The 23056-nt window shown below is 58.0% G+C and carries 23 protein-coding genes; 17 read left to right on the top strand and 6 right to left on the bottom strand.

The features are described 5' to 3' along the window. Nucleotides 1-127: 127 nt before the first annotated feature. The 8 genes from HOP44_RS12505 to HOP44_RS12470 all read left to right on the top strand — a co-directional run bounded on the left by HOP44_RS12505 (nucleotide 128) and on the right by HOP44_RS12470 (nucleotide 10409). Entirely contained in the window at nucleotides 128-1843 is a 1716-nt protein-coding gene (locus HOP44_RS12505) for an alpha-keto acid decarboxylase family protein (RefSeq protein ID WP_172253827.1), read from the top strand. Between the two features lie 215 nt (nucleotides 1844-2058). After that, nucleotides 2059-3513: an N-acetylmuramoyl-L-alanine amidase family protein gene (locus HOP44_RS12500; protein WP_172253826.1), complete on the top strand. Its 1455-nt coding sequence runs from the start codon at nucleotides 2059-2061 to the stop codon at nucleotides 3511-3513. Nucleotides 3514-3729: 216 nt separating this feature from the next. Next, nucleotides 3730-4227, top strand: coding sequence for a hypothetical protein (locus tag HOP44_RS12495; RefSeq protein WP_172253825.1), 498 nt, complete (start codon nucleotides 3730-3732; stop codon nucleotides 4225-4227). Between the two features lie 196 nt (nucleotides 4228-4423). Next, nucleotides 4424-5185: an ATP-binding cassette domain-containing protein gene (locus tag HOP44_RS12490; protein ID WP_172254211.1), complete on the top strand. Its 762-nt coding sequence runs from the start codon at nucleotides 4424-4426 to the stop codon at nucleotides 5183-5185. Further along, nucleotides 5182-5859: a methionine ABC transporter permease gene (locus tag HOP44_RS12485; protein WP_172253824.1), complete on the top strand. Its 678-nt coding sequence runs from the start codon at nucleotides 5182-5184 to the stop codon at nucleotides 5857-5859. The genes HOP44_RS12490 and HOP44_RS12485 overlap by 4 nt, the downstream gene beginning before the upstream one ends. Nucleotides 5860-5926: 67 nt before the next feature. Then, nucleotides 5927-6787 (top strand): MetQ/NlpA family ABC transporter substrate-binding protein, encoded by an 861-nt coding sequence (locus tag HOP44_RS12480; protein WP_172253823.1) that lies wholly within the window; start codon nucleotides 5927-5929, stop codon nucleotides 6785-6787. 169 nt (nucleotides 6788-6956) lie between these two features. Beyond that, nucleotides 6957-8660 (top strand): methyl-accepting chemotaxis protein, encoded by a 1704-nt coding sequence (locus HOP44_RS12475; protein WP_172253822.1) that lies wholly within the window; start codon nucleotides 6957-6959, stop codon nucleotides 8658-8660. 111 nt (nucleotides 8661-8771) lie between these two features. Next, nucleotides 8772-10409, top strand: a complete 1638-nt coding sequence (locus tag HOP44_RS12470; protein WP_172253820.1) for a glycosyl hydrolase — start codon at nucleotides 8772-8774, stop codon at nucleotides 10407-10409. A 118-nt stretch (nucleotides 10410-10527) separates the two neighbouring features. On the opposite strand, the gene HOP44_RS12465 is transcribed toward HOP44_RS12470, so the two are convergent. Together HOP44_RS12465 and HOP44_RS12460 are read right to left on the bottom strand one after the other, a co-directional pair. Next, nucleotides 10528-11085, bottom strand: a complete 558-nt coding sequence (locus HOP44_RS12465; RefSeq protein ID WP_172253818.1) for an NAD(P)H-dependent oxidoreductase — start codon at nucleotides 11083-11085, stop codon at nucleotides 10528-10530. A 131-nt stretch (nucleotides 11086-11216) separates the two neighbouring features. Then, on the bottom strand, nucleotides 11217-11609 hold the full coding sequence (locus HOP44_RS12460) for a winged helix-turn-helix transcriptional regulator (RefSeq protein ID WP_172253817.1): 393 nt from the start codon (nucleotides 11607-11609) through the stop codon (nucleotides 11217-11219). Nucleotides 11610-11696: 87 nt separating this feature from the next. On the opposite strand from HOP44_RS12460, the gene HOP44_RS12455 reads away from it, so the two are divergent. Further along, a complete protein-coding gene (locus HOP44_RS12455) occupies nucleotides 11697-12242 on the top strand; it encodes a GNAT family N-acetyltransferase (RefSeq protein ID WP_172253816.1) in 546 nt (181 codons plus the stop codon). A gap of 126 nt (nucleotides 12243-12368) precedes the next feature. On the opposite strand, the gene HOP44_RS12450 is transcribed toward HOP44_RS12455, so the two are convergent. Further along, the gene (locus HOP44_RS12450; protein WP_172253815.1) at nucleotides 12369-13040 is read right to left on the bottom strand and encodes a stalk domain-containing protein; all 672 of its coding nucleotides are present in this window, start codon (nucleotides 13038-13040) and stop codon (nucleotides 12369-12371) included. A 197-nt stretch (nucleotides 13041-13237) separates the two neighbouring features. Here HOP44_RS12450 and HOP44_RS12445 point away from each other — a divergent pair, with 197 nt between their 5' ends. The 3 genes from HOP44_RS12445 to HOP44_RS12435 are packed head-to-tail and all read left to right on the top strand — an operon-like array spanning nucleotide 13238 to nucleotide 14685. Beyond that, the gene (locus HOP44_RS12445) at nucleotides 13238-13537 is read left to right on the top strand and encodes a hypothetical protein (protein ID WP_181286072.1); all 300 of its coding nucleotides are present in this window, start codon (nucleotides 13238-13240) and stop codon (nucleotides 13535-13537) included. A gap of 35 nt (nucleotides 13538-13572) precedes the next feature. After that, entirely contained in the window at nucleotides 13573-14157 is a 585-nt protein-coding gene (locus HOP44_RS12440) for an SLOG family protein (protein ID WP_172253814.1), read from the top strand. A 21-nt stretch (nucleotides 14158-14178) separates the two neighbouring features. After that, nucleotides 14179-14685: a hypothetical protein gene (locus HOP44_RS12435; protein WP_172253813.1), complete on the top strand. Its 507-nt coding sequence runs from the start codon at nucleotides 14179-14181 to the stop codon at nucleotides 14683-14685. Nucleotides 14686-14796: 111 nt separating this feature from the next. Here HOP44_RS12435 and HOP44_RS12430 read toward each other — a convergent pair whose 3' ends face one another. The 3 genes from HOP44_RS12430 to HOP44_RS12420 all read right to left on the bottom strand — a co-directional run bounded on the left by HOP44_RS12430 (nucleotide 14797) and on the right by HOP44_RS12420 (nucleotide 17206). Further along, nucleotides 14797-15291 (bottom strand): hypothetical protein, encoded by a 495-nt coding sequence (locus tag HOP44_RS12430; RefSeq protein WP_172253812.1) that lies wholly within the window; start codon nucleotides 15289-15291, stop codon nucleotides 14797-14799. Nucleotides 15292-15601: 310 nt separating this feature from the next. Beyond that, the gene (locus HOP44_RS12425) at nucleotides 15602-16381 is read right to left on the bottom strand and encodes a Cof-type HAD-IIB family hydrolase (protein ID WP_172253811.1); all 780 of its coding nucleotides are present in this window, start codon (nucleotides 16379-16381) and stop codon (nucleotides 15602-15604) included. A 48-nt stretch (nucleotides 16382-16429) separates the two neighbouring features. Next, nucleotides 16430-17206, bottom strand: coding sequence for a Cof-type HAD-IIB family hydrolase (locus HOP44_RS12420; RefSeq protein ID WP_172253810.1), 777 nt, complete (start codon nucleotides 17204-17206; stop codon nucleotides 16430-16432). Between the two features lie 250 nt (nucleotides 17207-17456). Here HOP44_RS12420 and HOP44_RS12415 point away from each other — a divergent pair, with 250 nt between their 5' ends. The 5 genes from HOP44_RS12415 to HOP44_RS12395 all read left to right on the top strand — a co-directional run bounded on the left by HOP44_RS12415 (nucleotide 17457) and on the right by HOP44_RS12395 (nucleotide 23028). After that, the gene (locus HOP44_RS12415; RefSeq protein ID WP_172253808.1) at nucleotides 17457-18863 is read left to right on the top strand and encodes an NAD-dependent malic enzyme; all 1407 of its coding nucleotides are present in this window, start codon (nucleotides 17457-17459) and stop codon (nucleotides 18861-18863) included. A gap of 603 nt (nucleotides 18864-19466) precedes the next feature. Continuing rightward, nucleotides 19467-20168 (top strand): copper homeostasis protein CutC, encoded by a 702-nt coding sequence (locus HOP44_RS12410; RefSeq protein ID WP_172253806.1) that lies wholly within the window; start codon nucleotides 19467-19469, stop codon nucleotides 20166-20168. A 151-nt stretch (nucleotides 20169-20319) separates the two neighbouring features. After that, entirely contained in the window at nucleotides 20320-21135 is an 816-nt protein-coding gene (locus HOP44_RS12405; RefSeq protein WP_172253804.1) for an ABC transporter permease, read from the top strand. Next, nucleotides 21132-21968 carry an ABC transporter permease gene (locus HOP44_RS12400; RefSeq protein WP_172253794.1) on the top strand — a complete coding sequence of 279 codons (837 nt, stop codon included), beginning with the start codon at nucleotides 21132-21134 and terminating at the stop codon, nucleotides 21966-21968. The genes HOP44_RS12405 and HOP44_RS12400 overlap by 4 nt, the downstream gene beginning before the upstream one ends. A gap of 13 nt (nucleotides 21969-21981) precedes the next feature. Next, nucleotides 21982-23028, top strand: a complete 1047-nt coding sequence (locus HOP44_RS12395; protein ID WP_172253785.1) for an ABC transporter ATP-binding protein — start codon at nucleotides 21982-21984, stop codon at nucleotides 23026-23028. The last annotated feature ends 28 nt before the right edge of the window (nucleotides 23029-23056 follow it).

The following is a 23056-nucleotide window of genomic DNA, read 5'->3' as shown; positions in this document are numbered from 1 at the left end:
CCCGAACTGCCGATTTTTAAATTTTCTGACCCGTCGGGTCTTTTGCGGGGTAATCATAGTTAGAGGCTGACCCGCCGGACCTTACCGGACGGGTGCAGCCGCGCGATCACGGAAGGAGTGTGCTTTTATGGCAAAATCGATTATGGGAAAAGTCCGTTCGAACACGCAGGGGGAAGGCAGAGCGACGCTCGGCACCTATCTGTTCGATTGTCTGAAAAAAGAAGGCGTGACGGAAGTGTTCGGCGTGCCGGGCGATTATAACTTCACGCTGTTCGATACGCTCGAGAGCCGGGAAGGCATCAAGGCGGTACCGACCCGCAATGAGCTGAACGGAGGTTACGCGGCCGACGCTTACGCGAGAATCAAAGGATTGGCGGCACTGATTACGACGTTCGGCGTCGGCGAACTGAGCGCGGTCAATGCGCTTGCCGGCGCCTACAGCGAGAATGTGCCGGTGATCCATATCGTGGGGTCGCCGAAATCCGAGAAACAGAAGCAGCATAAACTCATGCACCACACGCTGATGGACGGCGATTACGATGCGTTCCGGCGCGTGTACGAGCCAATCTCCGCTTATACGGCCGTGCTGACGCCGGCCAACGCGATGGCGGAGATTCCGAAAGCGATCTTTATTGCCAAAGAGACCAAGAAACCCGTCTATTTGTCGGTAGCGCTGGATCTGGTCGATCAGCCGATCGCGACAAAGGCGGCGAAGATCGAACCGTTAAAGACCAGCGAGTCTTCGCTGAAATCGGCGTCGAAGCACGCGCGCAAGCTGCTCAAGTCCGCCAAGCAGGTCGTACTGCTCAGCGATGCCAAGGTCAAAAGCTGGAAATGGGAGCCTCTGGTCCGCGAGCTGTCGGAACGGATGCAGATCCCGGCCGCTTCGACGATCATGGGCAAAGCGGGCTTTGACGAGAGCCATCCGAATTACGTCGGGATGTACGGAGGGAAGCTTGCCAGCGAGAAAGTACGGGAACTCGTGGAACAGGCCGACTGCCTGATCGCCGCGGGCCATGTGCCGTCCGACATCAATCTGGGCGGCGAGACCGCCCGGTTGAATCCGAAGAAGATGATCGTCGTCCAGCCGGAATCCGTCACGATCGGCGGACATATTTATACGGATATTCGGGGCGAAGACATGCTGCGCGAATTGGCCGGCATGGGCCTGACGGCGGAACAGCCGATCCCGGCCGCCGAACATCCGTACAACAGCGGCACGCAGCTCGACGGCAGCAATCCGCTCGTCTCCAAAGAGTATTATCCGCTGATTCAGCGGCTGCTGCAGCCGGGCGATATCGTCATCGCCGAGACGGGATCGTTTGCCTACGGTCTGGCACAGACACGGCTGCCGCAGGGAGCGAATTATATCGGCCAAGCGGGTTGGCAGAGTATCGGCTATGCGACTCCGGCGGCATTGGGCGCTTCCATGGCCGCACCCAAACGCCGTGTGCTGCTCTTTACCGGCGACGGTTCGCTGCAGCTGACCGTACAGGAGATCAGTTCGATGATGGAATACGGCTGCAAGCCGATCATCTTCGTACTCAACAACGGCGGGTACACGATCGAGAAAGTGCTGAACTTCCGCGTGCCGGTCGAGCGCCAGCCGTACAACGAGATCCCGGGCTGGAATTATACGAAGCTTGTCGAAGCCTTCGGCGGAGACGCTTATACGCAGCGCGTCGCCACAATCGGCGAACTGGCCCGTGCTTTCCGCGAAGCGGATATGCAGCGCCAGAACAAGCTGTGCCTGATCGAGATGATCGCGTCCGACGAGATGGACGCTCCGGAATCCCTGCTTTTGTTGGGCGAGGAGATGAAGAAGCAGGAAAAAGGCAAATAAAAGCCGACTTTTCCTTACCGTGCGGTATTCCCGCATGCCGGCGAAGCCGGGTATCCCTCCTGGAGGGACATCCGGCTTCGCTTTTTAATTTTTGAACAAGAAATGCGCGGCTATCCTGTAACTTTAGGAGGGGTACCGGCGTCTATATGGGTAATGCGCCGTTTGGGCGTTTTGGACACTTTACGGATAAGGAGAGGTTACGGGGTGGGAAAAGGATGAAGGCAAACATGCGGGCGGGATATGCAAAAGCTTGGATCGCGGCAGTGCTTGCTTTGGCGGCGGTGTTTTTCTTGTCGGTTCAAGTCGGTCATGCGGCTTCGGGTACGAAGATCGTGCTTAACGACAGGGAAGTGACCGGTGCCAGAGACGTATTGACCGTGAAAGGAACAACGATGGTGCCGATCCGGGTCATCTCGGAGGAACTCGGTTATCCGGTCGGATGGAATTCGGCCAGCCGGCAGGTGACGGTAGGCAGTTCCGGCGATACGCTGACCCTTACGCTCGGCAGCACATCGGCGTCCGCGCCGGAAGGAACCATTGCGCTGGAACAGGCTCCTTTTTCGCAGGGGAATACGACTTATGTGCCGCTGCGCCTGGTCGGCACCGAGATGGGACTGCAAGTCAAATGGGACAATCGGGCGAAGACGGTGTTCTTGCAGTCGCCTCCGCCGATCGAAGGGCCGGATGGATCCGGACCGAACGATGACGTCGATCCGCCGGCTCCCGTTCCGGGAGGCAGCCAGCAGACGGCGGCGCAGGTCGAGCAGATCAGCTTCAGCGAGAACCGGTTGATGATCGGCGTAAGCGGCAGCGCGGAACCGAAAGTCTCCAAAGCGGATTCGCCGAACCGGATCATTGTCGATCTGAACAATACCTCGTTCAGTCCTGTGTTTGCCGAAGGGCAGGGGCTGCTGATCGGACAGCAGGGACAGATCGCGGTAAGCGGTTCGCCCGACGTGACGGGAATCCGGTTCGCGCTGAACAATGATTCGCCGATGAGGGTACGCGTCGTGATCGATCTAAGCAAAGCCGGAAATTACGAAGTCTACCGGGAAGGCAGTCTGATCTTCGTCGATCTGAACAAGCCGCAGGGCCCTTCGACGCCGGGAATCGGCGACGACGGGAAGAAAGTGGTCGTGATCGATGCCGGACACGGAGGCAAAGCGACGGGCGCGATCTACAGCGGAGGACCGACGCTTACGGAAAAAGAAGTCAATATGGACATGGCGCTCAAAGTGGAGGCGCTGCTCAAGCAAGTCGAAGGTCTGGACGTCATCATGACGCGCAGCGACGACACGGATGTCTCGCTGCAGGGACGGGTCGAGATCGCGGAGAGCGTCGATGCCGACGTTATGGTATCCATCCATGCGAACAGCATGCCGAAAGGAACCAAGCCGACAAGCGGGACCGAAACGCTGTATACCAAGCCGGAGAGCAAGAAGCTGGCCGAGACCATCCACAAGTATGTGATCGTCGCAACCGGCCTGCCGGACCGCAAAGCCAAGTATCAGAACCTGCATGTCGACCGCGAATCGAGCATGCCGACGGCTCTGGTCGAGACCGGATTCCTGTATGCCGGAGGCGATGTCGACAAGATTACCGATCCTGCCTGGCAGAATCGGGTAGCGGAAGCGATTGCCCGGGGAATTACGGAGTATCTGGGATTGTAGAAGTAGCAGCTTGAACAGTCTTCCATGTTTATAAATGAGCCCGTGCCGGTCTGATCGCAGACCGGCGCGGGCTTTTGTTTCGTCTGCGCCGCCCGAATTTGGAAAAAGCGGAAGAGCATCCGCGAAAAAGAATGTACGGAACCTTTTTCCGGGGTAAAAGAATAAAGACCGAAGCGGCAGTCGGCCGCGGACGGCATACGACAAGGAGGGCGCCCCATGGACAGACTGAAAACAAAACGGCTCTTCGCGTTCCTGCTCGCTTTCGCGGCAGCCGGCCTGGCTTCGGGCACGCTGCTTGGCTTGATGCTCAAAGGAGCCCAGCTCTACAGCGGACACCGGGTATACCGGCTGCTGCTGAACACGGATTATATCCCGGTGTTGAACCGGGTCCGATTGGACGAAGTGACGGAATTCGGGATTCATTTGGTGATTTCCGCGCTGCTGTGCATGGTTCTCGGTCTGCTGTGGCAAAAAAGAGCGCGGCGCATACTCCTGTCCACGAACGAAATGATTTTCGTGACGGCGCTTATCGGCGGCGCGGTGGGTCTGCTGCTCTATCCGACAACGCTGCTGTCCGCCGGAGGCACGCCCCCGATCGACAGCCTGTCCGCTTGGGGCTGGTGGCTGGCCGCGCATTTGCTGTACGGTGCCGCATCCGGTCTTTTGCTTCGTGCCATTCTCCTCGCTCAAAATCTTCAGGCGAAAAACAAATAAACGAATAATCGAAACGTTTTTGTCCGAAAAGCCGTTTTCTCTTGCACGAACAAGCATACGCGCCGCTGCGCCAATTGTAAAACTAATATTAAAATTCTTATCAAAAATGGTGACACAGCCGAACGATTGCCTTATAATTTAGTCAATTCGGCAGTAAAACAGCACGAAAAAATACTGATACAAGGAGGGTTCGGTTATTCTATCCCTGCAGGAAGTCAGCAAAACGTATACGGCGCAGGGCCAGATATTTCGGGCCGTCCTTCCCGTTAGCATGGAGATCGAGACGGGCGGCATCCACGGCATTATCGGAACAAGCGGAGCGGGCAAGTCGACGCTGCTGCGGTTGATGAATCTGCTGGAACGGCCCGATACCGGGAAGGTCCTGCTGGAAGGACGCGATCTGACCGCCATGAAAGAGCGCGAACTGCGGGAAGTCCGCCGTTCGATCGGGATGATCTTTCAGCAGTTCAATCTGGTCCATAACCGGACCGTGTACGGCAATGTGGCCTCGGCGCTGGAACTTTCGAGAACACCCAAGAAAGACCGGGACCGCCGGATCAGAGAAGTGCTGCAGTTCGTGGGACTCGAAGACAAGACGGGGCAGTATCCGGCAAGGCTCAGCGGCGGACAGAAGCAGCGCGTGGGCATTGCGCGTGCGCTGGCCAGCAGTCCCAAGCTGCTGCTCTGCGACGAGCCGACCTCGGCGCTCGATCCGCAGACGACGGAAGACCTGCTGAACGTCCTGCTGCATATCAACCGGACGCTAGGCGTGACGATCGTGATCGTAACCCATGAGATGGAAGTGGTGCGGCAGATCTGCAGCAGTGTATCCGTTATGGAAATGGGCGAAGTGATCGATACGTTCGCTCTGCCGAAACGCGCGGAAGAAGGCATCCGTCCGAAGCTGTCGTACCGGGAGCAAATTCTCGGCACGATAGACAAGGAGGAGAAGTCATGAGTGTGGATCGATTCATGGAAATCTGGGCACAGTATCACGAACAGATCTGGGAAGCGATCGGACAGACGTTTTATATGGTCGGGATGTCGACGATTGCGGCTGTAATTCTGGGCATTCCGCTTGGAACGCTCATCTATTTGACCCGGCCGGGTGAGATGCTGGCAAACCGTACCGCCTCGGCTTTTCTGAACACGCTTGTCAATGTCATCCGCTCTTTCCCGTTCCTGCTGCTGGTCGTATTCATGTTCCCGATCACCCGGGCCATAGTCGGAACGACGATCGGGACGACGGCCGCGACTCTTCCGCTTGCGATCGTAGCCATTGCCGGATATTCGAGGCTGGTCGAACAGGCCCTTGTGGAAGTCCCGCGCGGCGTTGTGGAAGCGGCCCGTTCAATGGGAGCTTCCCGGCTGGAAATCGTGTACAAGTTTCTGTATGTGGAAGCCCGCTCGGGTCTTGTGCTCGGTTTGACCACCTCCATTGTCAGCTTTATTTCGTATTCGACGGTCGTCGGCATTGTCGGCGGCGGCGGCGTGGGCGACTTCGCGATCCGCTACGGCTATCAGCGCTTCGAGATGGACGTTACGGTCTGCATGATCGTTTTGATGGTTCTGCTGGTCCAGATTGTACAGGTCGCCGGCAGCGCCTTGTCGCGCCGGATCGACAAACGTTAACGGAAGCAAGAGAAATCCTAGAGACCGTATGGCCATAACACTATCATTCAGGGGGTACATCGTTATCATGAAAAAGTCTTTGATTCTTGTTCTGACCGCACTGTTTCTTATTCTGGCAGGCTGCGGACAAAGCGCTTCGACTCCGGCGGACAAACCGGCCGACAAAGGCGCCAAAGAAGCCGCCGCTCCCGAAACTACGGAAAACAAAGAATTGACCACGCTGAAAGTCGCTTCGCTGCCGGCTCCGATGGACGCGATTCTGCTGCTCGTCAAGCCGCTGCTCGCGGAAGACGGCATCAATCTGGAGATCGTCGAAATGTCCGACAATATCCAGCCGAATGACGCCTTGGCGAATAAGGAAGTCGATGCGAACTTTTTCCAACACGTGCCTTATGCCGAAGCTTACAACGAAGCCCGGGGCAGCAAGATCGTGCCGGTACAGCCGGTCTATAACGCGCTGTACGCCGGTTACTCGAGCAAGCACGAATCGATCGACGAGCTGCCGGACGGCGCAGTTGTCGTAATCCCGAACGATCCGCCGAATATTGCGCATTCGCTGCTGCTGCTTGAGCAGAACGATCTGATCGAACTCAAAGAAGGCGCGGGCATCAAAGCCGGACTGCAGGACATCACATCGAATCCGAAGAATCTGCAGTTCAAGGAAGTCGATCTGCTGACGCTGAACCGGATGATGGACGACGCGGATCTTGTGACGATGTATCCGGCTTACGCCAAACCTCTCGGACTGTCGGCCAAGAAAGATGCGCTGATTGTCGAAAAAGACATGGAAGCCTTCGCGATCACCTTGATGGCCCGTGAAGACAACAAAGACGATCCGGCGATCCAAAAGCTGGCTGAGCGTATGCGCGGACCCGAAGTCGCGAAGTTCCTGGAAGAAGAATACACCGATACGTATCCGGCTTTCTAAGCCGGCAGCCTTCCCCGTTTGTCCCATACAGACCGATCGGCGCAGCCGAAAGGTCTTTTTTTGTCGAAAAAAAGGATAAGTCTCAACAAAAGCGGGCAGCCTGCCGAAGTAATAAGGAGAGAAATTAAATCTAGAAAAATTATACATACAGCAGAGGAGCGACAGCCAGTTGAAGTTTACAATCAGACAGAAGTTACTCGGCGCATTCGGGATTATGATTATATTGATTATTGTGTTGAACAGTTTGACCAATATGGGCACGCAAACGCTCAAGACCCGGGCGGACAAGCTGAAATCGAATGATATCCCGAATGTGGTTATGCTCGAGGAAATTAACGATCGTCTGAAAACGATCGATCAGCTGACGATGCGCAACATTCTGGAAACGGATAACGCCGATATGAGCGGAAGCCGCCAGGCCATCAATAACGCTCTGAAAGAGCTGAACGACACGGTCGGGGCTTATGCGGCACTTCAAACTTCGGACGAAGAACGCGAAGGAACCGTGGTGTTCCAAGAAGCGGCCGTAGGTTACGGACAGGCGGTGCAGCAAGTTCTTACACTGTCGGAAGCCAACAAGGACGACGAGGCGGCTGCCCTGCAGAAACAGACGCAGGAAGTGGTCGGCAAGATGTCGGAAGCGCTTCGCGGGGCAATCGATCAGAAAGTCAAAATGATGACCGCTTCGGCCGATGCTCAATCGGAAGCCACGCGCAGCATCATGACGATCTCGATCATCGCTCTTGTCATTGCCGTGATCTTGGCCCTGCTGCTTGCGGTTATCATCTCGCGCAGCATTACGCGTCCGCTCAATACGATGACCCGCCAGGTCAACTATATGGCCGAAGGCGAGCTGGACAAGATCGATGAGCTGCCAACAGGACTCAAAGGCGAACTGGGGCAGCTGGCTTCTTCGCTTCAGCAGATGGGCGTCAACCAGCGCGATATTCTGCTCGAAGTGGGCCGGACGGCCGGGGCGCTGGCCGCATCCGCCGAAGAGTTCAAATCGGTCGCCCAGGAAAGTGCGCACGGAGCCGAGCACTCGGCTTCTTCCATGCAGCGTATGGCCGAATTGAGCGCAAGCCAGCTGTCGACTTCGCGTTCCGGCGGCGATCTCATGCAGCATATGCTGGAGAAAATCGTGGTGATCCGCGACCGGATCGGAGAAACTTCCGAAGCGGCCGAAGACGCAAGTTCCCGCTCCCGGGAAGGCGGGCAGGTCGTCGGCCAAGCGGTACACCAGATGGAATCGACAACCGAAGGCATGGCGGTCATGACCGAAGCGGTCGATGCGCTGAACCGTCGCTCGATCGAGATCGGCGCAATCGTGCAGCTGATTACCGGAATCGCCAAGCAGACCAACCTGCTGGCACTCAACGCTTCGATCGAAGCGGCGCGCGCAGGCGAACACGGCAAAGGCTTCGCCGTCGTCGCAAGCGAAGTCGGCAAACTGGCCGAACAATCGTCGTCTTCCGCCGCCCAGATTATCAGCATGATCGATATGGTCCGTTCCGATGCCGAGCGGCTGAGCAAAGTCATCGCCGAAGCGACGGGCCAGGTGTCTGCCGGAAGCGAAGCGATTCGCGCGACGGGCGATCTGTTCGGGAATATCCGCGAAACGGTCGGACGGGTCGGGATTCAAAGCGAACAGGCCGTGCAGGCGTCCGGAGAAATGGTTCAAGTCGTCGAGCGTGTAGCTTCTTCGATCATGGAAGGCGGCGCGCAGATGGAACGCACGGCGGAAGAAATCCAGAGCGTGTCGGCCGTGTCCGAACAGCAGGCGGCTTCCATGCAGGAAATGTCCGCCAGCGCAGTGTCCTTGTCCGAGATGGCAGGCGAACTGGAACGCTTGGTCGCAAGATTCAAACTTTAAATCCGAAGGCCTCTTTCTTAAGCGAAAGGGGCCTTTTTGCCGATAAAAAGAAAGGCGGCCGGCAGGCAAGCGACCGGCCCAGAGTCGGGAACAGACAGGGAAGCAGAGGGGATGAGCATTTTGGAATTTCGGGGAATAGGCAAAAAAGCGGCAAAATGGGGAGCGGTGCTGTTGACGGCCGCGCTGCTGACAGGAACGGCTGCGACGGTGCAGCCCCAACCGGCGCAGGCTTACAGCGTCTGGAATCTGTACAATGAAGCCATGCGGCTGGACAAGCAGGGCAAATATGCGCAGGCGATCGCCAAATACGAGCAGGCGGGCCGGGAAATGGCCTCCAGCCGCGATTACGGCAATGCCGGACGGATGTACCGCAATGCCGGCGAAGCGTATGTGAAGCTCAAGCAGTACGACCAAGCCGTCGCGAGTTGGGATCTGGAATCGGCGTATTATGCCAAGGTGAATCTGGTCCAGGACAGTATCGCGGTCAAGCGCAAAGCGGATGCCCTGCGCAGCTCCGTGCAGCTGTATTACGAGACGGGACTGTCGGCCGCCGCGCTCGGGAACCGGGAGCGCGGACTGGCTCCGCTCGAGCCGGCGAACGGCATTCTGCTCGGAGCTTATGCGGAACAGAACAAGAAAGTGCATGCGACAAGCGGCAAATTCTATACGGACGAGTATCCGAAGTTTACCGGCAGGAAGCACGCGGGTTACCTGATCTACTTCAACTACGGCGCGCCGCTGTCCACGATCCGGTCGCATATCGAAGCGGCCAAGCGCAACGGCACGGCGATTGAACTTGGCGTGCAGCCGCTTAGCGGAATGGCGCAGGTGAAGAACGACGCCTACCTGAAGCAGTTGGCGAAGGATGCCGCGGCTTCCGGCGTGCCGATCTTCCTGAGGTTTGCGAACGAGATGAACGGCAACTGGACCCCTTGGAAAAGTACGCCCAAGACCTATATCGAGAAGTTTCGTCTGGTCGCCGACGTGTTTCACCGGGAAGCGCCGGATAACGTCGCGATGCTGTGGGCGCCCGGCGCGAATCCGATCGATAATATCCAGAGCTATTACCCGGGCGACCAATACGTCGACTGGGTCGGCGTCAGCTTGTATTCGATCTACAATCCGACCGCGGATCCGCTGGGGCAGGGAATCGACCGCAGCAGCCACATTCAGAAACTGGACGCGGTCTACGGGTGGTATGCCGACCGCAAACCGATCATGATCGCCGAAGGTTCGGTCTCGTACATGTATCCGGAGAAGATGCGCGATGTGACCGAGTGGTCGGTGTATCAGGCGCAGCAGCTGTACGCGACGCTGCCGATGAAATATCCGAAAGTCAAAGCGGCGTTCTGGTTCGATGTCGACTCCAAAGGCACGACCGATCGGGTCAAATACTATGGACTGTCAAACAACGACAAGATGCTGGCGGCGTACAAAAAAGCAATCGCGAATCCGTATTATCTGAGCGCGGTCGGCGGCAGTACTACGCTGTCTTACAATCCGATCACGACGACCGTTCCGGCCCAAAAGCTCAAAGTCTCCGGCTACGTCAAGACCTGGTCGCCGACGCTTGGCAAAGTCGTCTATAAGATCGGCGGCAAGCAGATAGGCGTTACGACGACTCCTCCCTGGACGGCCGAAATCGATTTTTCCAAGTACAAAGGGAAAAATATCACCCTCGACGTCCTGGCGTACGACAAGCAGGGCAGGTGGGTAACGACGCAGTCGGTGAAGACTAAGGTGCAGTGAGACTGTGAATCGAACCGAATACGAAACACAAGAAAAGGCGGACTCCAACGAGTCCGCCTTTTTCGCGTAGCAAAAGGCAACAGGAAGTCCGGCCCAAGGTCCATAGGCTTCTGCGGACTCATTCCGATTCGAGCAAAACGGGCTCTTCCCGCGTTTGCAGCAAATAGTCCGCATAACGCTTCGCGCTCCGCTCGATCTCTGCGTCGCTTGTCCGCGAGTTTACGCCGTATTGGACAAAAGGCGTTTCGTAACGCGCCTGAATATACTGCGCCGTAAGCTCGAACGGAGTGAGCAGCGTGGCCATCTCATATCGAAACTCCGCGCCCGGCCGGTAGTCTTCTTCCCGGACGCCGGCCGTGATGGCGAGGCCGAGGCTTTTGCTGCGGAACAGATCGACGCCTTCGCCGTAAGCCCAGCCTTCCAGCAGCACTTCGTCCAGCCACTGCTTGATCATCGGCGGGCAGTTGAACCAGTAGAACGGGAACTGCAGGACGATCCGGTCGTGGGATTCTACCAGCGCCTGCTCGGCGGCGATATCGATCACGCCGTCCGGGTATTTCTCGTGCAGGGAACTTACCGTAATCCGTTCCGGGTATTTACGGGCTTCCTCCAGCCATTTGCGGTTGACGCGCGAAGCATCCAGGGACGGGTGGGCGGCGATAATCAAAGTGTGCATGTCGGTCATTCCTCCTGATTATGAAATGGGTAGGATCGAAGACAAACGGTTTCGAATCCCTCTTGAGCCCATTGTAGAAGCGGGAGAAGTTCTTGTTAAGTACGCACTTTTCGGTAACCGCTCCGCTTGGATCAATCCGCCGTGCCGGCCAGGTCGGAATCCGCTTCGAACGGGTCTTCCAGCATCAGGCGTCTGTCGCCGTATACCCGGTCCAGATGGGCTTCGCCCCAATAGCAGAAAAAGTCCAGCACACCGATCAAACCGCTTCCGTATTCGCTTAATTCGTATTCGACTTTGGGCGGCACTTCTTCGTAATCGCGGCGCAGCAGAACACCGTCCCGCTCCAGCTCCCGCAGCTGTTGGGTCAGCATCTTGTGGCTGATCTCGGGGATGAGGCGCTTGAGTTCGTTGAATCTTTTCGTGCCGGAGACCAGATGATAGAGAATCAGACTTTTCCATTTGCCGCCGATGACATCCAGGGTGACTTCGACACCGACCCGGTACTTCTTTTGAGGCTGCTCCATGGGATGCGTCTCCTTTCGTTTGCCCGTATTCCTTCGTTTGGGTTAGAATAACATGATTCGAGAAAAGGAAGCGAGAGGAAGCGGCGCATGCGGATCGATTTTAGAACTTTTACCGTCAAAAATACCGTGTACGCGATCCGCTCCGCCAAGGAGGCGGATGCGGTTCAACTGCCGGATCTGCGGAGCCGGATCGACGGCGAGACGGAACATATGGACCGCGAATCCGGCGAAGCGCCGATCGACGAATCGGGCTTCGCCGCGCTGATCGAAGCCGATACGGCAAGTCCGGTGAATCTGTTTGCGGTTGCGGAGATCGAAGGGAAGCTGGTCGGCTATGCACGCTGCGAAGGCCGTCCGCTCAAGCGGTTTGCGCATCGGGCCGAGCTGGGGCTCGGCGTACTGCGGGATTATTGGGGGCTCGGCATCGGTTCGGCTTTGCTGGAATCGCTGCTGGAGCATGCGGGTGCAGTCGGTCTGACCAAGCTGACTCTGTCGGTCGTCGAAACGAATGTTTCGGCGATCCGGCTGTACGGCAAATACGGATTTGAAAAAGAAGGCGTACTCCAACGCGACCGGATTCACGCGGACGGCCGGTTCTACGCCACGGTGTTGATGGGGCGTTTTCGCGGGTAACCTTCGCCGCGAACAGCCGCAAATCGACCAAAGAAAAAGCTTCGCTGTCCCGCAAAGGGAAAGCGAAGCTTTTTGGTTAATCCGCGGAATCCCCGATTCAGCTGCCTTGCGGTGCCACACCTGGCTTTATTCGCCGCTCCAGACCACATCGACTACGTTATAGCCTTTGCTGGTGCCGGTTCCCGGTTTGCCGTCGAGCGTAACGGAGAACGAACCGCCCGCGTCTACAATGGAGAAGGCCGACGCGCTGACTTCTTCGGACTTGCTGGTCGCGCCTTTTTTGACGAAATACTGCTTGTACGTATTGCCGAGCGACAGCAGATCCTGCTTCGTCGTATAACGGAACGTCGCGGACGGGGTACCCGTTCCGCCGGCTACGCCTTCGACCAGATCGAAGATCTTGGCATCGGACGGAAGCGGGAAATCGGAAGGAAGCGTCTGCGGACGCTGTACCGACGACGAGCCCGTGGAAGGCGTCGAAGGGGTACCGCCGGTCGAACCGCCGGATGCGGATCCGCCGATCACGACGCGGCTGTTTTTGGCATCGTAAGTCACCGGCGTGTTCAGCGCTTCGCCGATCGAACGCACCGGCAGATACGTGGTGCCGTTGTACGTGATCGGAGCGAGCGTTTTGCCGTTGCCGTCTTTCGCGGTGTAGGCTTTGCCGTTGACGACGAGGCTCAGACCGTTGTTGAGCGAGGCGCGGATCTCCTGCAGATTCGCTCCCGCATATACGCCGGCCGAGGCGGTCAGGGTCAGTCCCAGAGTAAGCACGGCGGCCGTGATTTTTTTCTTCATGATCGCTTATTCATCCTTCCGGTTCTTTTTTGCCGGCAAAGAGCTGTAGGATGTGCCGCATGATGTAAGGCCGGTTGGAACCCATTACCCTCAAGGCAGACGCTCTCAAACGAAAATGGGCATAAATGGGACAATCGACGTCCAGTCGGGACGCGCCGGATGATCGTCTGTTCGCTACAAGAAAGGAAGAGGCGGAGATGGAACTGTATTTTTCGGATAAATTTTTCAATGCAGGGATTACGGAGATTATGAACGAAGCCGGCGAAGCGGTAGGCCGCATCGATCTGCGCAGCGCATTTGGCTCGTCGCTTGATGTGTACGGGCCGCAGGGCGAGCTGCGATATACGGGCAAGTTTCGAATGATGCTCAACCGCTGGAGAGTGCTGGACGCAAGAGAGAACGAGCTCGGCGTGCTTCGTCCGAGATTCACCCTGCTCAGCAAAAAGTTCGAATACGACGCGGGCGAGCGGGGGGAAACGGCTCTGCGCTTATGGTAAACTGAAGGTAAATGGATTCGGGAGGCTGTATCGGAGTGAAAAATCTGCTTGTGACCGGCTACCGTGCGAACGAACTCGGCATCTTCAACCAGAAGCATCCGGGGATTCCGTTCATTCGCGAAGCGATCAAGCGCCGGCTGATTCCGCTGGTCGAGGAAGGACTCGAATGGGTGCTGACTCCCGGCCAATACGGCGTCGATCTGTGGGCATGCGAAGCGGTGATCGAGTTGAAAAAAGACTACCCGCAGCTCAAACTGTCCGTATTGGCCGCTTTTGCGGGCATGGACGAGAAGTGGAGCGACGAGAAAAAAGAATACTGGCAGAACCTGCAGAAGCAGATTGATTACTACGGGCTGGTCAGCAAGGAACCGTACAGCGGACCCTGGCAGTTCAAAGCGCGGGACGGGCTGCTGCTGCGCAAGAGCGACGGCATGCTGCTCGTATACGATGACGAAGCGGCTCCGGGGAGTCCGCGTTACTTCAGGGAAGACGCGATCAAGAAGCGGGACGAGGAAGGGTATGTCCTGATTCAGATTACGCCCGAAGATATCCAAGCGGTTGCGGAAGACATGCAGGCCGATCTGGTCGATGTGCAGAGCGACGGAGCGGATTGGACGTAGGCGAGACGAAGGGAGGCAGGCATGGAACTGTATTTTGGCGGCAAAAAAATGTTCGGCAAAAGCGTGATCCGGCAGATCGGCGGAAACCGAAAAGGATCGATCGATTACCGGGGAGAAGGCGAAGGCGGTCTTTACGTCCTCGACGGCGACGATTACGTCCTGTATCGCGCCTGCCGGGAACGGTCGCCCGATCGCTGGACGATCCGGAATGCCAAAGAAGAAATCGCCGGCACGTTGAGCCGGGAATCGGCTTTTTCCGTTAAGCGCTTCGAATACGATGCCGGTGAACGCGGGTTCTATCTGATCGTGGAAGACATCGGCGGCTACCGAATCGAAGGAACGAGCGAAGCGGCTTTTGTCGACCGTAAAAAGCATCCGCTCAAAAGCGACGAATACTGGCTGCAGACCGATGATACCCAAGACGGCGGCGTCAGCGAATACGAATGGATCGCGGTGATCCAGGGCATCGAGGTGCTGCGCGGACGCTCGCTGAGGCCGATCGAGGCAATCGGCGCTTTGTTCCCGTAGCCGGCGCAGTACCGGCCCCCGAATAGATCGAAAAAACGCTTCGACAGCGGTCAAAAGACCCTTGTCGAAGCGTTTTTTTGAATCGAAAACCGGGCAGATGTTCGGAAGCGGCTACTTGCGAGAGAATCCTTCTTCTTGCAGATACTCTTCCGCTTCTTCGAGCGTCTCGAAAGCCATCTCCAGGCTGAAGCCGGAGTAGATGAAGTAAGTCTCGTCTTCCAGCTTCAGGATCAGTTCCTGATCGCCGCCGTCCGTCCAGGTCTCGTCGCCGGGTGCGGCGGAAGGAGCCGGCTGCGCCGGTTTCGGGCTCTTCGAAGAGGAGCCCGTGCCCGGAGCCAGCGAACGGATCGAAGCTTCGACGATCTCGCGCAGCTGCTCTTCCGTAAAGTCGCGGACGTTCACGAAGCCTTTGTCGTCCGTATCGTAATCGCCGAGGAGTCCGGCGAACACATAGCCGTTTCCGTTCGGATGGAAGCGGTAGCCGACCGTCTTCTTCTCGTGCGCGCTGCCTTCAAAGTGGTAATTGACGCGGCCGAGCGAGACGTCTTTGCGTTCCAGTTCCGGAAACGAATCCAGGATCGCGGTTTTTTGTTCAAAAGTAAGCATAGCAGGTTGAACCTCCAGGAAATTGAATTAGTCTGTTTTTCATTATAGCACACGATGTCGTCGATGACGGCAGAGCGGAGCGCGTCGAAGCGGATCCAAACCGAATCGAGCCGATCCCAATCAATCCAAGCCGCAGGCATCTAAAAGAACCCTGTTCGCTTGGCGTGAACAGGGTTCCCGATCGCTGCTGGGCTTCGTAACAAGGCAGCTTCCGCCCGTGCCGGAAGCTGCCTAGGCTGCACCGCCCAAAGGGAACGATGCCGCCCAGGCAATCCGCACGGCAGGCATGATCTGCGCAGCGTGGTCCCGGTTACAGCAGACCGACCATCTTTAATCCGTGCGCAATGCCGTCGTCTTCGTTCGTTTTGGTAACCCACTTGGCGACTTCCTTGATCTCGGGCAGTCCGTTGCCCATCGCGACGCTGTTCGGAATCCCTTCGAGCATCTCCAGATCGTTCAGCGCGTCGCCGAACGCATACTGGCGCTCCGGCGGGATGCCGAGCTTTTCCGTGATTTTGCGGATGCCTTCAAGTTTGCTTCCGCCCGCCGGCAGCACGTCGGCCGACAGCGGATTCCAGCGGATAAAAGAAAGGGAAGGGAAGATCGCGTGATACAGCGCTTCGTCCGCCTCGCTGCAGAACAGCGAAGCCTGGTAGACGAACTTCTCTTTGTAAAAGTGCGGGTCCGGCGTCGACAGCGAGATATAATTCAGCATCATGCCGAAGCCCTGCGCGACGAATTCGTCGTCCGGCACGGTGGCCGTCATCTGTTCGTCGTCGATCAGGATGACCGGATGATTGTGCTTCAACGCGATCTCCGTCATCTGTTCGACCGCGCGGGTATCGATCGGATTCGTGTAGATGACTTGACCGTTTAGTACGACATACTGTCCGCTGTAGCTGACGTAAGTGTCGATGCCGAGCTCTTCGCGGATTTCCTTGAACATGAACTGCGGGCGTCCCGTCGCGATTGCGACGATATGTCCCCGGCGTTTCAGTTCGGCCACCGCTTCCTTGGCGGACGGCGGAACTTTCTTCTGCTCGTCCACAAGCGTTCCGTCAATATCGAAAAAGATAATGCTTGGCTCCATCGTTGCGCCTCCGATTCTTGTAGATAATGATGCGTCCGTTCGCTCTGCCTAGAGCAGTCCGGCCAGCTTGAGTCCGTGGGCAATGCCGTCTTCGTTGTTCGAGGTGGTGATCCATTTGGCCGCATCCTTGGCTTCCTGCAGTCCGCTGCCCATCGCAACGCTGTTCGGAATACCCTGGAGCATCTGCAGATCGTTCAGCGCGTCGCCGAAAGCGTATTGGCGCTCCAGAGGAATGCCGAGCTTCTCGGTAATTTTGCCGATGCCTTTGAACTTGCTGCCTCCGGCCGGAACGACGTCCACCGAGAACGGATGCCAGCGCACGAAATCGAAAGCCTGCAGCAGTTCTTCGTAAGCTTTCTCTTCGCCTTCCGCGCAGAACAGCAGCGACTGATAAATAAACCGGTCCTTGTAGTAGAGCGGATCGTGTGCGGGCAGCATGCCGACGTTCAGCGTCCCCATACTTTCGTTGATCCGTTCGCTGTCCGGTACGTTGGCGCGCATATCTTCATGATCCATATAGACGACGGCGTGTTCGTTTTGCAGCGCGAGATCGGTCAGCGCCTGCAGGGAACTCTCGTCGAGCGGGTTGGTGAACACCACTTCGCCTTCAAGCACGACATACGAACCGTTATAGCTGACATAAGTGTCGATATTCAGTTCTTGGCGGATATGTTCGAAAAAGAAAGGCGCGCGGCCGGTTGCGATCGCAACGATATGGCCTTCCTTCTTCAAGGCGGCGATCGCCTCCCGGGTCGAATCGTTGATGCCTTTGTCGTCGTTCAGCAGCGTACCGTCCAGATCGAAAAAGACGATGCGTTTCTCCATGTTCAGGTTCCCTCCGTATGCGGATGTCGCGACAAGTATACCGGTATGCCGCGCTCTCGCCGTGTATTTGGTCTCTGTATTTGTCTGCAGCAGGGTCTCTCGGTCTTTTCTATTATAACATGAGGACGGCAGGTGAATCTTTTGTTTGCGAACTATGTTATAATGAGTCCGGATTTACTGTGTAAGCGTTATCAGACAGCGAGCGAGGTCTTGGACCTTCCGCCAAAACCGTATTCTCAGGAGGTAGACGATGGCCCTTGGAACGAGTATGATCATACGTTTGCAGATGGACAAAAAGCAGGTGACGTTCGGCGAAGTGGCGGGTGCGATCGGCGACGGAGGCGGGGATGTCGTCGCGATCGACGTGATCCACGCCAGCCCGGAGCATACGATCCGCGACCTGACCGTCAATCTCCCGGAAAAAATGCGCGAAGCGGTGTTGAAAGCGGTCGAAGCGCTGCCCGGCGTCAAAGTCGTCAACGTGTCGGACCGGACATTCCTGGCGCATTTGGGCGGGAAGATCGAAATCCGCGCGAAAACGCCGGTCAAAAACCGCGAAGATTTGTCGCATGTTTACACGCCCGGCGTGGCAAAAGTCTGTATGGCCATTCACGAAGATCCGCAGAAAGCTTTTACCCTGACAGTCAAACGCAACATGATCGCGGTCGTATCCGACGGCACGGCTGTGCTCGGTCTGGGCGATATCGGTCCGGCAGCCGCCATGCCCGTCATGGAAGGCAAAGCGATGCTGTTCAAACAGTTCGCCGGCGTGGATGCTTTCCCGATCTGTCTCGACACCAAAGACACCGAAGAGATTATCCGTACCGTCAAGCTGATCGCTCCGGCTTTTGGGGGGATCAACCTTGAAGATATCGGTTCGCCCCGCTGCTTCGAAATCGAGCGCCGGTTGACCGAGGAACTGGACATTCCGGTATTCCACGACGATCAGCACGGAACGGCCGTCGTCGTACTGGCGGGTCTGCTGAACGCCCTGCGGATCGTCGGCAAAAAGCTGGAAGACGCGAAGATCGTCGTGCTCGGAATCGGGGCGGCCGGTTCGGCCTGCGTCAAAATGCTGCTGTCGGCGGGCGCGCATAATCTGGTCGCGGTCGACCACTGCGGAGCGCTGCACAAAGCCGAGAAATACGACAACGAAATGTGGGACTGGATCGCGGATAACTGCAATCCGAACGGGGAAACGGGGCAGCTGGAGCAGGTGATTGCCGGCGCGGACGTCTTTGTCGGCGTATCGCGTCCCAACCTGCTGACGCTGGATCATATCAAATCGATGGCGCCCGATCCGATCGTGTTCGCCATGTCGAATCCCGATCCGGAGATCGATCCCGAACTCGCGGAAGAACATGTGCGCGTCCTGGCGACGGGCCGCAGCGATTTCCCGAACCAGATTAACAACGTCCTCTGCTTCCCCGGCATGTTCCGCGGCGCGCTGGACTGCCGCGCGAGCGTGATCAACGAAGAGATGAAAGTGGCGGCCGCCCAGGCGATCGCATCGGTCGTCGAAGACGACGAGCTGAACGAGCAGTATATCATCCCGAGCGTGTTCAACGACAAAGTGGTCGACCGGATCCGCGACGCCGTCGTCCAGGCGGCGCTGCGCACCGGCGTCGCGCGCCGGACGCCGCCGGAGTTCCGGTAAGCGAAGAGCCGAGCGCCCGCAAGCGGGAGCGCGGGAGAGATTCGTTAGTTTATGCTTCCGAAGTGCATTTCTTCGAAATGCTTTAGCTCCTGCACTGAATTTCTCCCGCAGCCTCCTCGCTTTATTTGGGATCAGACTTTCTCGGCACGTTGAGGAGAGGCGATGCGCCTCTCCTTTTTGTTTGCGGACCGAATGGCTTTCTAACGGATTGCATGTCCGTTAGACGGCTTTTTTAAGCATCCTTTGGATTCTAACGGACCGCATGTCCGTTAGGCGGCGCAAACAGGTCTGTAAGCCGCGGATTCGGAGCGCTAAGCGTCATATCGATCCGTTAGCGCGGGCTAAGCATCGGGAACGATGCCGAACCCAACCAAACCATCCAACAGCGCCGCGCCCTACCTGGGTCGCAACCGCCGGCCGTTATCGTGCTACCGATAAGGCAGGCCAAACAAGCAGAGCGATCCAGGCGGCCCGCTCGAAGAGCTCCGCGCCTGCGGCCGGGATCAAGGGGGCGTGGCCCGGCGAGACCGGGCGCGCGCCGCGCGTGACTTGCCGCCGAAACTTGCGTTATCATGGAGTCAATTCGGGAAGGAGGACGAGACTATGCGGCTTGAAGTAATTGCCTGCACGCCGGAAGAGGCGGCGGCTGCCGAATATGGCGGCGCGGACCGGATCGAATGGATCGCCGATCCGGGGGTCGGCGGCGTGACGCCGGACTTGTCGCGCGCGGCGGAGATGCGCCGCGCGGTGCGGGTGCCGATCCGCGTCATGGTCCGGCCGCGGGGAGGAGGGTTCGTCTACTCCGAAGACGAACAGGAGACGATGCGGCGGGATATTCGCCGCATCTCGGCCGCAGGCGGACTTGACGTCGTGACCGGCGTGCTGACGCCGGAAGGGACGGTCGACGAGTCCGCGCTGGCCGGGCTCCTGAACGCGGGGCCGGGCCTCGCGTTCACGTTTCACCGCGCGTTCGACGAGGCCGTCGACCTCCGGCGCGCGCTGGATACGCTGTCCGTCTACCCGCAGGTGACGGACGTGCTGACCTCGGGCGGAGCGCCGGGCGCGCCCGAGGGGGCCGCGGTGCTGGCGGAGCTGCTGCGCCGCTCCGCGGGGCGGCCGCCGCGGATTCTCGCCGGCGCGGGCCTGACGGCGGACAATCTGCGTCCGTTCCTGGACGCGACGGGCGCGAACCGGATCCATATCGGGTCCGCGGCCCGCTTCGGCGGCGATCCGTCGGCGCCGATCGATCCCGAGCGGGTGCGGACGATCCGCCGGATCCTGGAAGCTTCGGCGGGGCTGCTGTAAAAGCGTGTCTGCCGCGCCGATCGTTTCCTCTTTTCTCCAAAAAACGCTTGCATGCCTTTCCCAATCTCTGCTATATTAGTGACCTTCTCTTTTTTTCACCTTGTCTGAAGTGGACGTTCACCGTCAACCCAAAGCTTATCGGAGGTGTAAGATGATTTCTTTCAGGGCAAGTTCGTTTACAGGAAATATCCGGCTTTACAGGGTGCTGGCCGCCAAAGCCTACGCCCGCAACATCCAGTACCGGGGTTCGCATCTGCTGCATAATTTCGCGAGTGCCATCTTCGGCTATCTGTACGCCTGCATCTGGATCGGGCTCGGCCGCGACCATTCGCTCGGCGAATACGGCATGCTCGGCATGATGCACTACATCACGTTTACCCAGGCTTCGCTGTGGGTCTCGAGCTTCACGACGAACGGCCTCGGCATTCCGCAGTCGGTCCGCACGGGGCAGATCGCGCTCGACCTGATGCGTCCGGTCCATCTGTTTGCGCATCTCGCCGCCAAGGAAGCGGGGCAGGTCGCGTATCAGTTTCTGTACAAATCGATTCCCGTGTACCTCATCATGCTGCTGGCGCTCGGCCTGACTCCGGCGGAGAACGGGAGGACGCTGCCGATCGCGCTGCTTGCGCTCGCGGGAGCGGCATATGTGTCGCTTTGTCTGAATTATCTGATCGGGATCAGCTCGCTGTGGACGACGGAATCCTCCTGGCTCTACTGGGGTAATCAGGCGATGATGAATCTGCTGGCCGGTTTTTTTATCCCGCTGCAATGGCTGCCGCTCTGGCTGCAGCACATCGCATGGGCGTCTCCGTATCCGTTTATGCTCTATGCTCCGACACAGCTGTACCTAGGCAAAGGAGAAGCGGTCCTGCTGCTTGGCACGCTGGCCTGGTGCGCGGTGCTGACTTTGCTGTGTCTGCTCGCTACGCGTCTGCTGCGGCATAAGGTGGAGGTGCAGGGAGGATGACGGAGATTGCGAACAATCGGACAAGCAGACTACGGGCGGTCCGAAGTTACATAAAGCTGTATCGGCTGCTGATCCGTACCAGTATCCGCAGCCGGATGCAGTACCGGTTCAACTTTGCGCTGGGATCGATCCTGGCGGCGCTGATCCAGCTGTCCGAATTCCTCATGGTGGCGATCGTGCTGGCGAAGTTCGGTTCGGTCCAGGGCTGGAGCGTACACGAGGTCGGGTATTTGTTTGCCGTGATGACTTTTTCCAAAACGATTTATCGCACTTTCGGGGACGAAGTGCATCATCTGGAGCGCTATCTGGTCGAAGGGGAGCTGGATCAGCTGCTGACCAAGCCCCTGCCCGTGCTGCTGACGCTGATGCCCCGCAGTTTCCGGGTTATGTTCGGGGAAGTGATTCAGGGCGGAGCGATTATGATCTGGGCGCTCGGCGCGATGCTGGGCAGCGGCCAGGTGACGTGGTGGGCGATTCCGCAGACGGTTTTTGCCGTGTTGACCGGAGCGGTGGTGCTGTTCGCGATCGGCCTGGCCACGGCGACATGCGGGTTCTGGACGACGCGGATCTCAATGCTGCAAAATATGACCGAAGACGCGGCGCAGACGGCGGCCCGTTATCCGCTCACGCTGTATCCGAACTGGATGGGCGTCCTGCTGCTGACGGCGATTCCGGTCGGGCTCGTCAATTATCTGCCCGCGCTGTACATTCTGCGGGGAGAGCTCGGAATCTGGGTATTTCCGCTGCTGGCCGCTGCCGCTTGCCTGGTGCTGCTGTTTGCCCTGCGGTTCTGGGCGTTCGGGATCAGCAGGTATCAGAGCACGGGAAGCTGAAGGAGGCTATGCGATGAATACGGTCAAACGCGTTCAGGAACCGGCAATCGAAGCGGCGGGCCTGGGCAAAAGTTTCAAAACGCCGGTCGTGGCGCAGGGGCGCTTCGCCGGCGTACGCTCGCTTTTTGCCAGGGAATACCGGGTCAAAGAAGCGGTGAAAGGTATCGGCTTTACGGTGGAAAAAGGAGAATTCGTCGGTTATATCGGCCCCAACGGGGCCGGCAAGTCGACGACCATCAAGATGCTGGCCGGTATTCTGCATCCGTCTGAGGGACAAGTCAAACTGGCGGGCATCGATCCCCATGCCGAACGGGCGCGCTGCGCATCCGGAATCGGCGTCGTATTCGGTCAGCGAAGCCAGCTGTGGTGGGATCTGCCGGTCAAGGATTCGTATGATATTCTCGCCCGGATGTACGGGGTGAGCGACGCGGATAAAGACAGGCGGCTGGATCAATTTGCGAAGCTGCTGGACTTGAACGAGTTCTGGGATACGCCGGTGCGCAAGCTGTCGCTCGGACAGCGAATGCGGGCGGATATCGCGGCGGCGATGCTCCACGATCCGGAGCTGCTGTTTCTGGACGAGCCGACGATCGGGCTGGATGTGAATGCGAAGCGGAATATCCGGGGATTTTTGAAAACGCTGAATGAAGAATTCGGCAAAACGATCCTGCTCACCACGCACGATATGGACGATATCGAGCAGCTGTGCCGCCGGGTGATGGTGATCGGGGGAGGACGCCTGACCTATGACGGCACGGTGGAAGGCCTGCGGCGGGAGATCGGACTGCCGACAGAGATCAAGGTGACGTATCGGGACGGCTGCACCGTTCCCGGAGAGCGGCAGGGAACGGCGCAATCCGCGGCTCTCGGGACCGTCGGCGGAGCGTCGCTGCCGCTGCGCATCGTAGCGCGCGGCAAACACACGCTGACGGTCGAAGTGAACCGGCAGGAGACGCGGACCATGGACGTGCTGCGCGAGCTCGGAAGCTGGGGAGAGATCGACGACGTAGAGATGAGAGAGCCGGAATTCGAGGAGGTCATCCGGCGAATATACGGGTAATGATCGATTTGACCGAAGCGGAGGAATC

Source organism: Saccharibacillus deserti, from assembly GCF_013618475.1.
GTDB lineage: Bacteria > Bacillota > Bacilli > Paenibacillales > Paenibacillaceae > Saccharibacillus > Saccharibacillus deserti.
This window is presented reverse-complemented; position numbering and strand designations above follow the sequence as displayed.

What these genes read in the sequence shown, in the direction of transcription:
- HOP44_RS12480 (WP_172253823.1), top strand. Translation starts at nt 5,927, where the DNA reads ATGAAAAAGTCTTTGATTCTTGTTCTGACCGCACTGTTTCTTATTCTG.
- HOP44_RS12420 (WP_172253810.1), bottom strand. Translation starts at nt 17,206, where the DNA reads ATGGAGAAACGCATCGTCTTTTTCGATCTGGACGGTACGCTGCTGAAC.
- HOP44_RS12415 (WP_172253808.1), top strand. Translation starts at nt 17,457, where the DNA reads ATGGCCCTTGGAACGAGTATGATCATACGTTTGCAGATGGACAAAAAG.
- HOP44_RS12395 (WP_172253785.1), top strand. Translation starts at nt 21,982, where the DNA reads ATGAATACGGTCAAACGCGTTCAGGAACCGGCAATCGAAGCGGCGGGC.
- HOP44_RS12485 (WP_172253824.1), top strand. Translation starts at nt 5,182, where the DNA reads ATGAGTGTGGATCGATTCATGGAAATCTGGGCACAGTATCACGAACAG.
- HOP44_RS12405 (WP_172253804.1), top strand. Translation starts at nt 20,320, where the DNA reads ATGATTTCTTTCAGGGCAAGTTCGTTTACAGGAAATATCCGGCTTTAC.
- HOP44_RS12400 (WP_172253794.1), top strand. Translation starts at nt 21,132, where the DNA reads ATGACGGAGATTGCGAACAATCGGACAAGCAGACTACGGGCGGTCCGA.
- HOP44_RS12505 (WP_172253827.1), top strand. Translation starts at nt 128, where the DNA reads ATGGCAAAATCGATTATGGGAAAAGTCCGTTCGAACACGCAGGGGGAA.
- HOP44_RS12465 (WP_172253818.1), bottom strand. Translation starts at nt 11,085, where the DNA reads ATGCACACTTTGATTATCGCCGCCCACCCGTCCCTGGATGCTTCGCGC.
- HOP44_RS12500 (WP_172253826.1), top strand. Translation starts at nt 2,059, where the DNA reads ATGAAGGCAAACATGCGGGCGGGATATGCAAAAGCTTGGATCGCGGCA.
- HOP44_RS12445 (WP_181286072.1), top strand. Translation starts at nt 13,238, where the DNA reads ATGGAACTGTATTTTTCGGATAAATTTTTCAATGCAGGGATTACGGAG.
- HOP44_RS12410 (WP_172253806.1), top strand. Translation starts at nt 19,467, where the DNA reads ATGCGGCTTGAAGTAATTGCCTGCACGCCGGAAGAGGCGGCGGCTGCC.
- HOP44_RS12495 (WP_172253825.1), top strand. Translation starts at nt 3,730, where the DNA reads ATGGACAGACTGAAAACAAAACGGCTCTTCGCGTTCCTGCTCGCTTTC.
- HOP44_RS12470 (WP_172253820.1), top strand. Translation starts at nt 8,772, where the DNA reads ATGAGCATTTTGGAATTTCGGGGAATAGGCAAAAAAGCGGCAAAATGG.
- HOP44_RS12435 (WP_172253813.1), top strand. Translation starts at nt 14,179, where the DNA reads ATGGAACTGTATTTTGGCGGCAAAAAAATGTTCGGCAAAAGCGTGATC.
- HOP44_RS12460 (WP_172253817.1), bottom strand. Translation starts at nt 11,609, where the DNA reads ATGGAGCAGCCTCAAAAGAAGTACCGGGTCGGTGTCGAAGTCACCCTG.
- HOP44_RS12430 (WP_172253812.1), bottom strand. Translation starts at nt 15,291, where the DNA reads ATGCTTACTTTTGAACAAAAAACCGCGATCCTGGATTCGTTTCCGGAA.
- HOP44_RS12425 (WP_172253811.1), bottom strand. Translation starts at nt 16,381, where the DNA reads ATGGAGCCAAGCATTATCTTTTTCGATATTGACGGAACGCTTGTGGAC.
- HOP44_RS12450 (WP_172253815.1), bottom strand. Translation starts at nt 13,040, where the DNA reads ATGAAGAAAAAAATCACGGCCGCCGTGCTTACTCTGGGACTGACCCTG.
- HOP44_RS12455 (WP_172253816.1), top strand. Translation starts at nt 11,697, where the DNA reads ATGCGGATCGATTTTAGAACTTTTACCGTCAAAAATACCGTGTACGCG.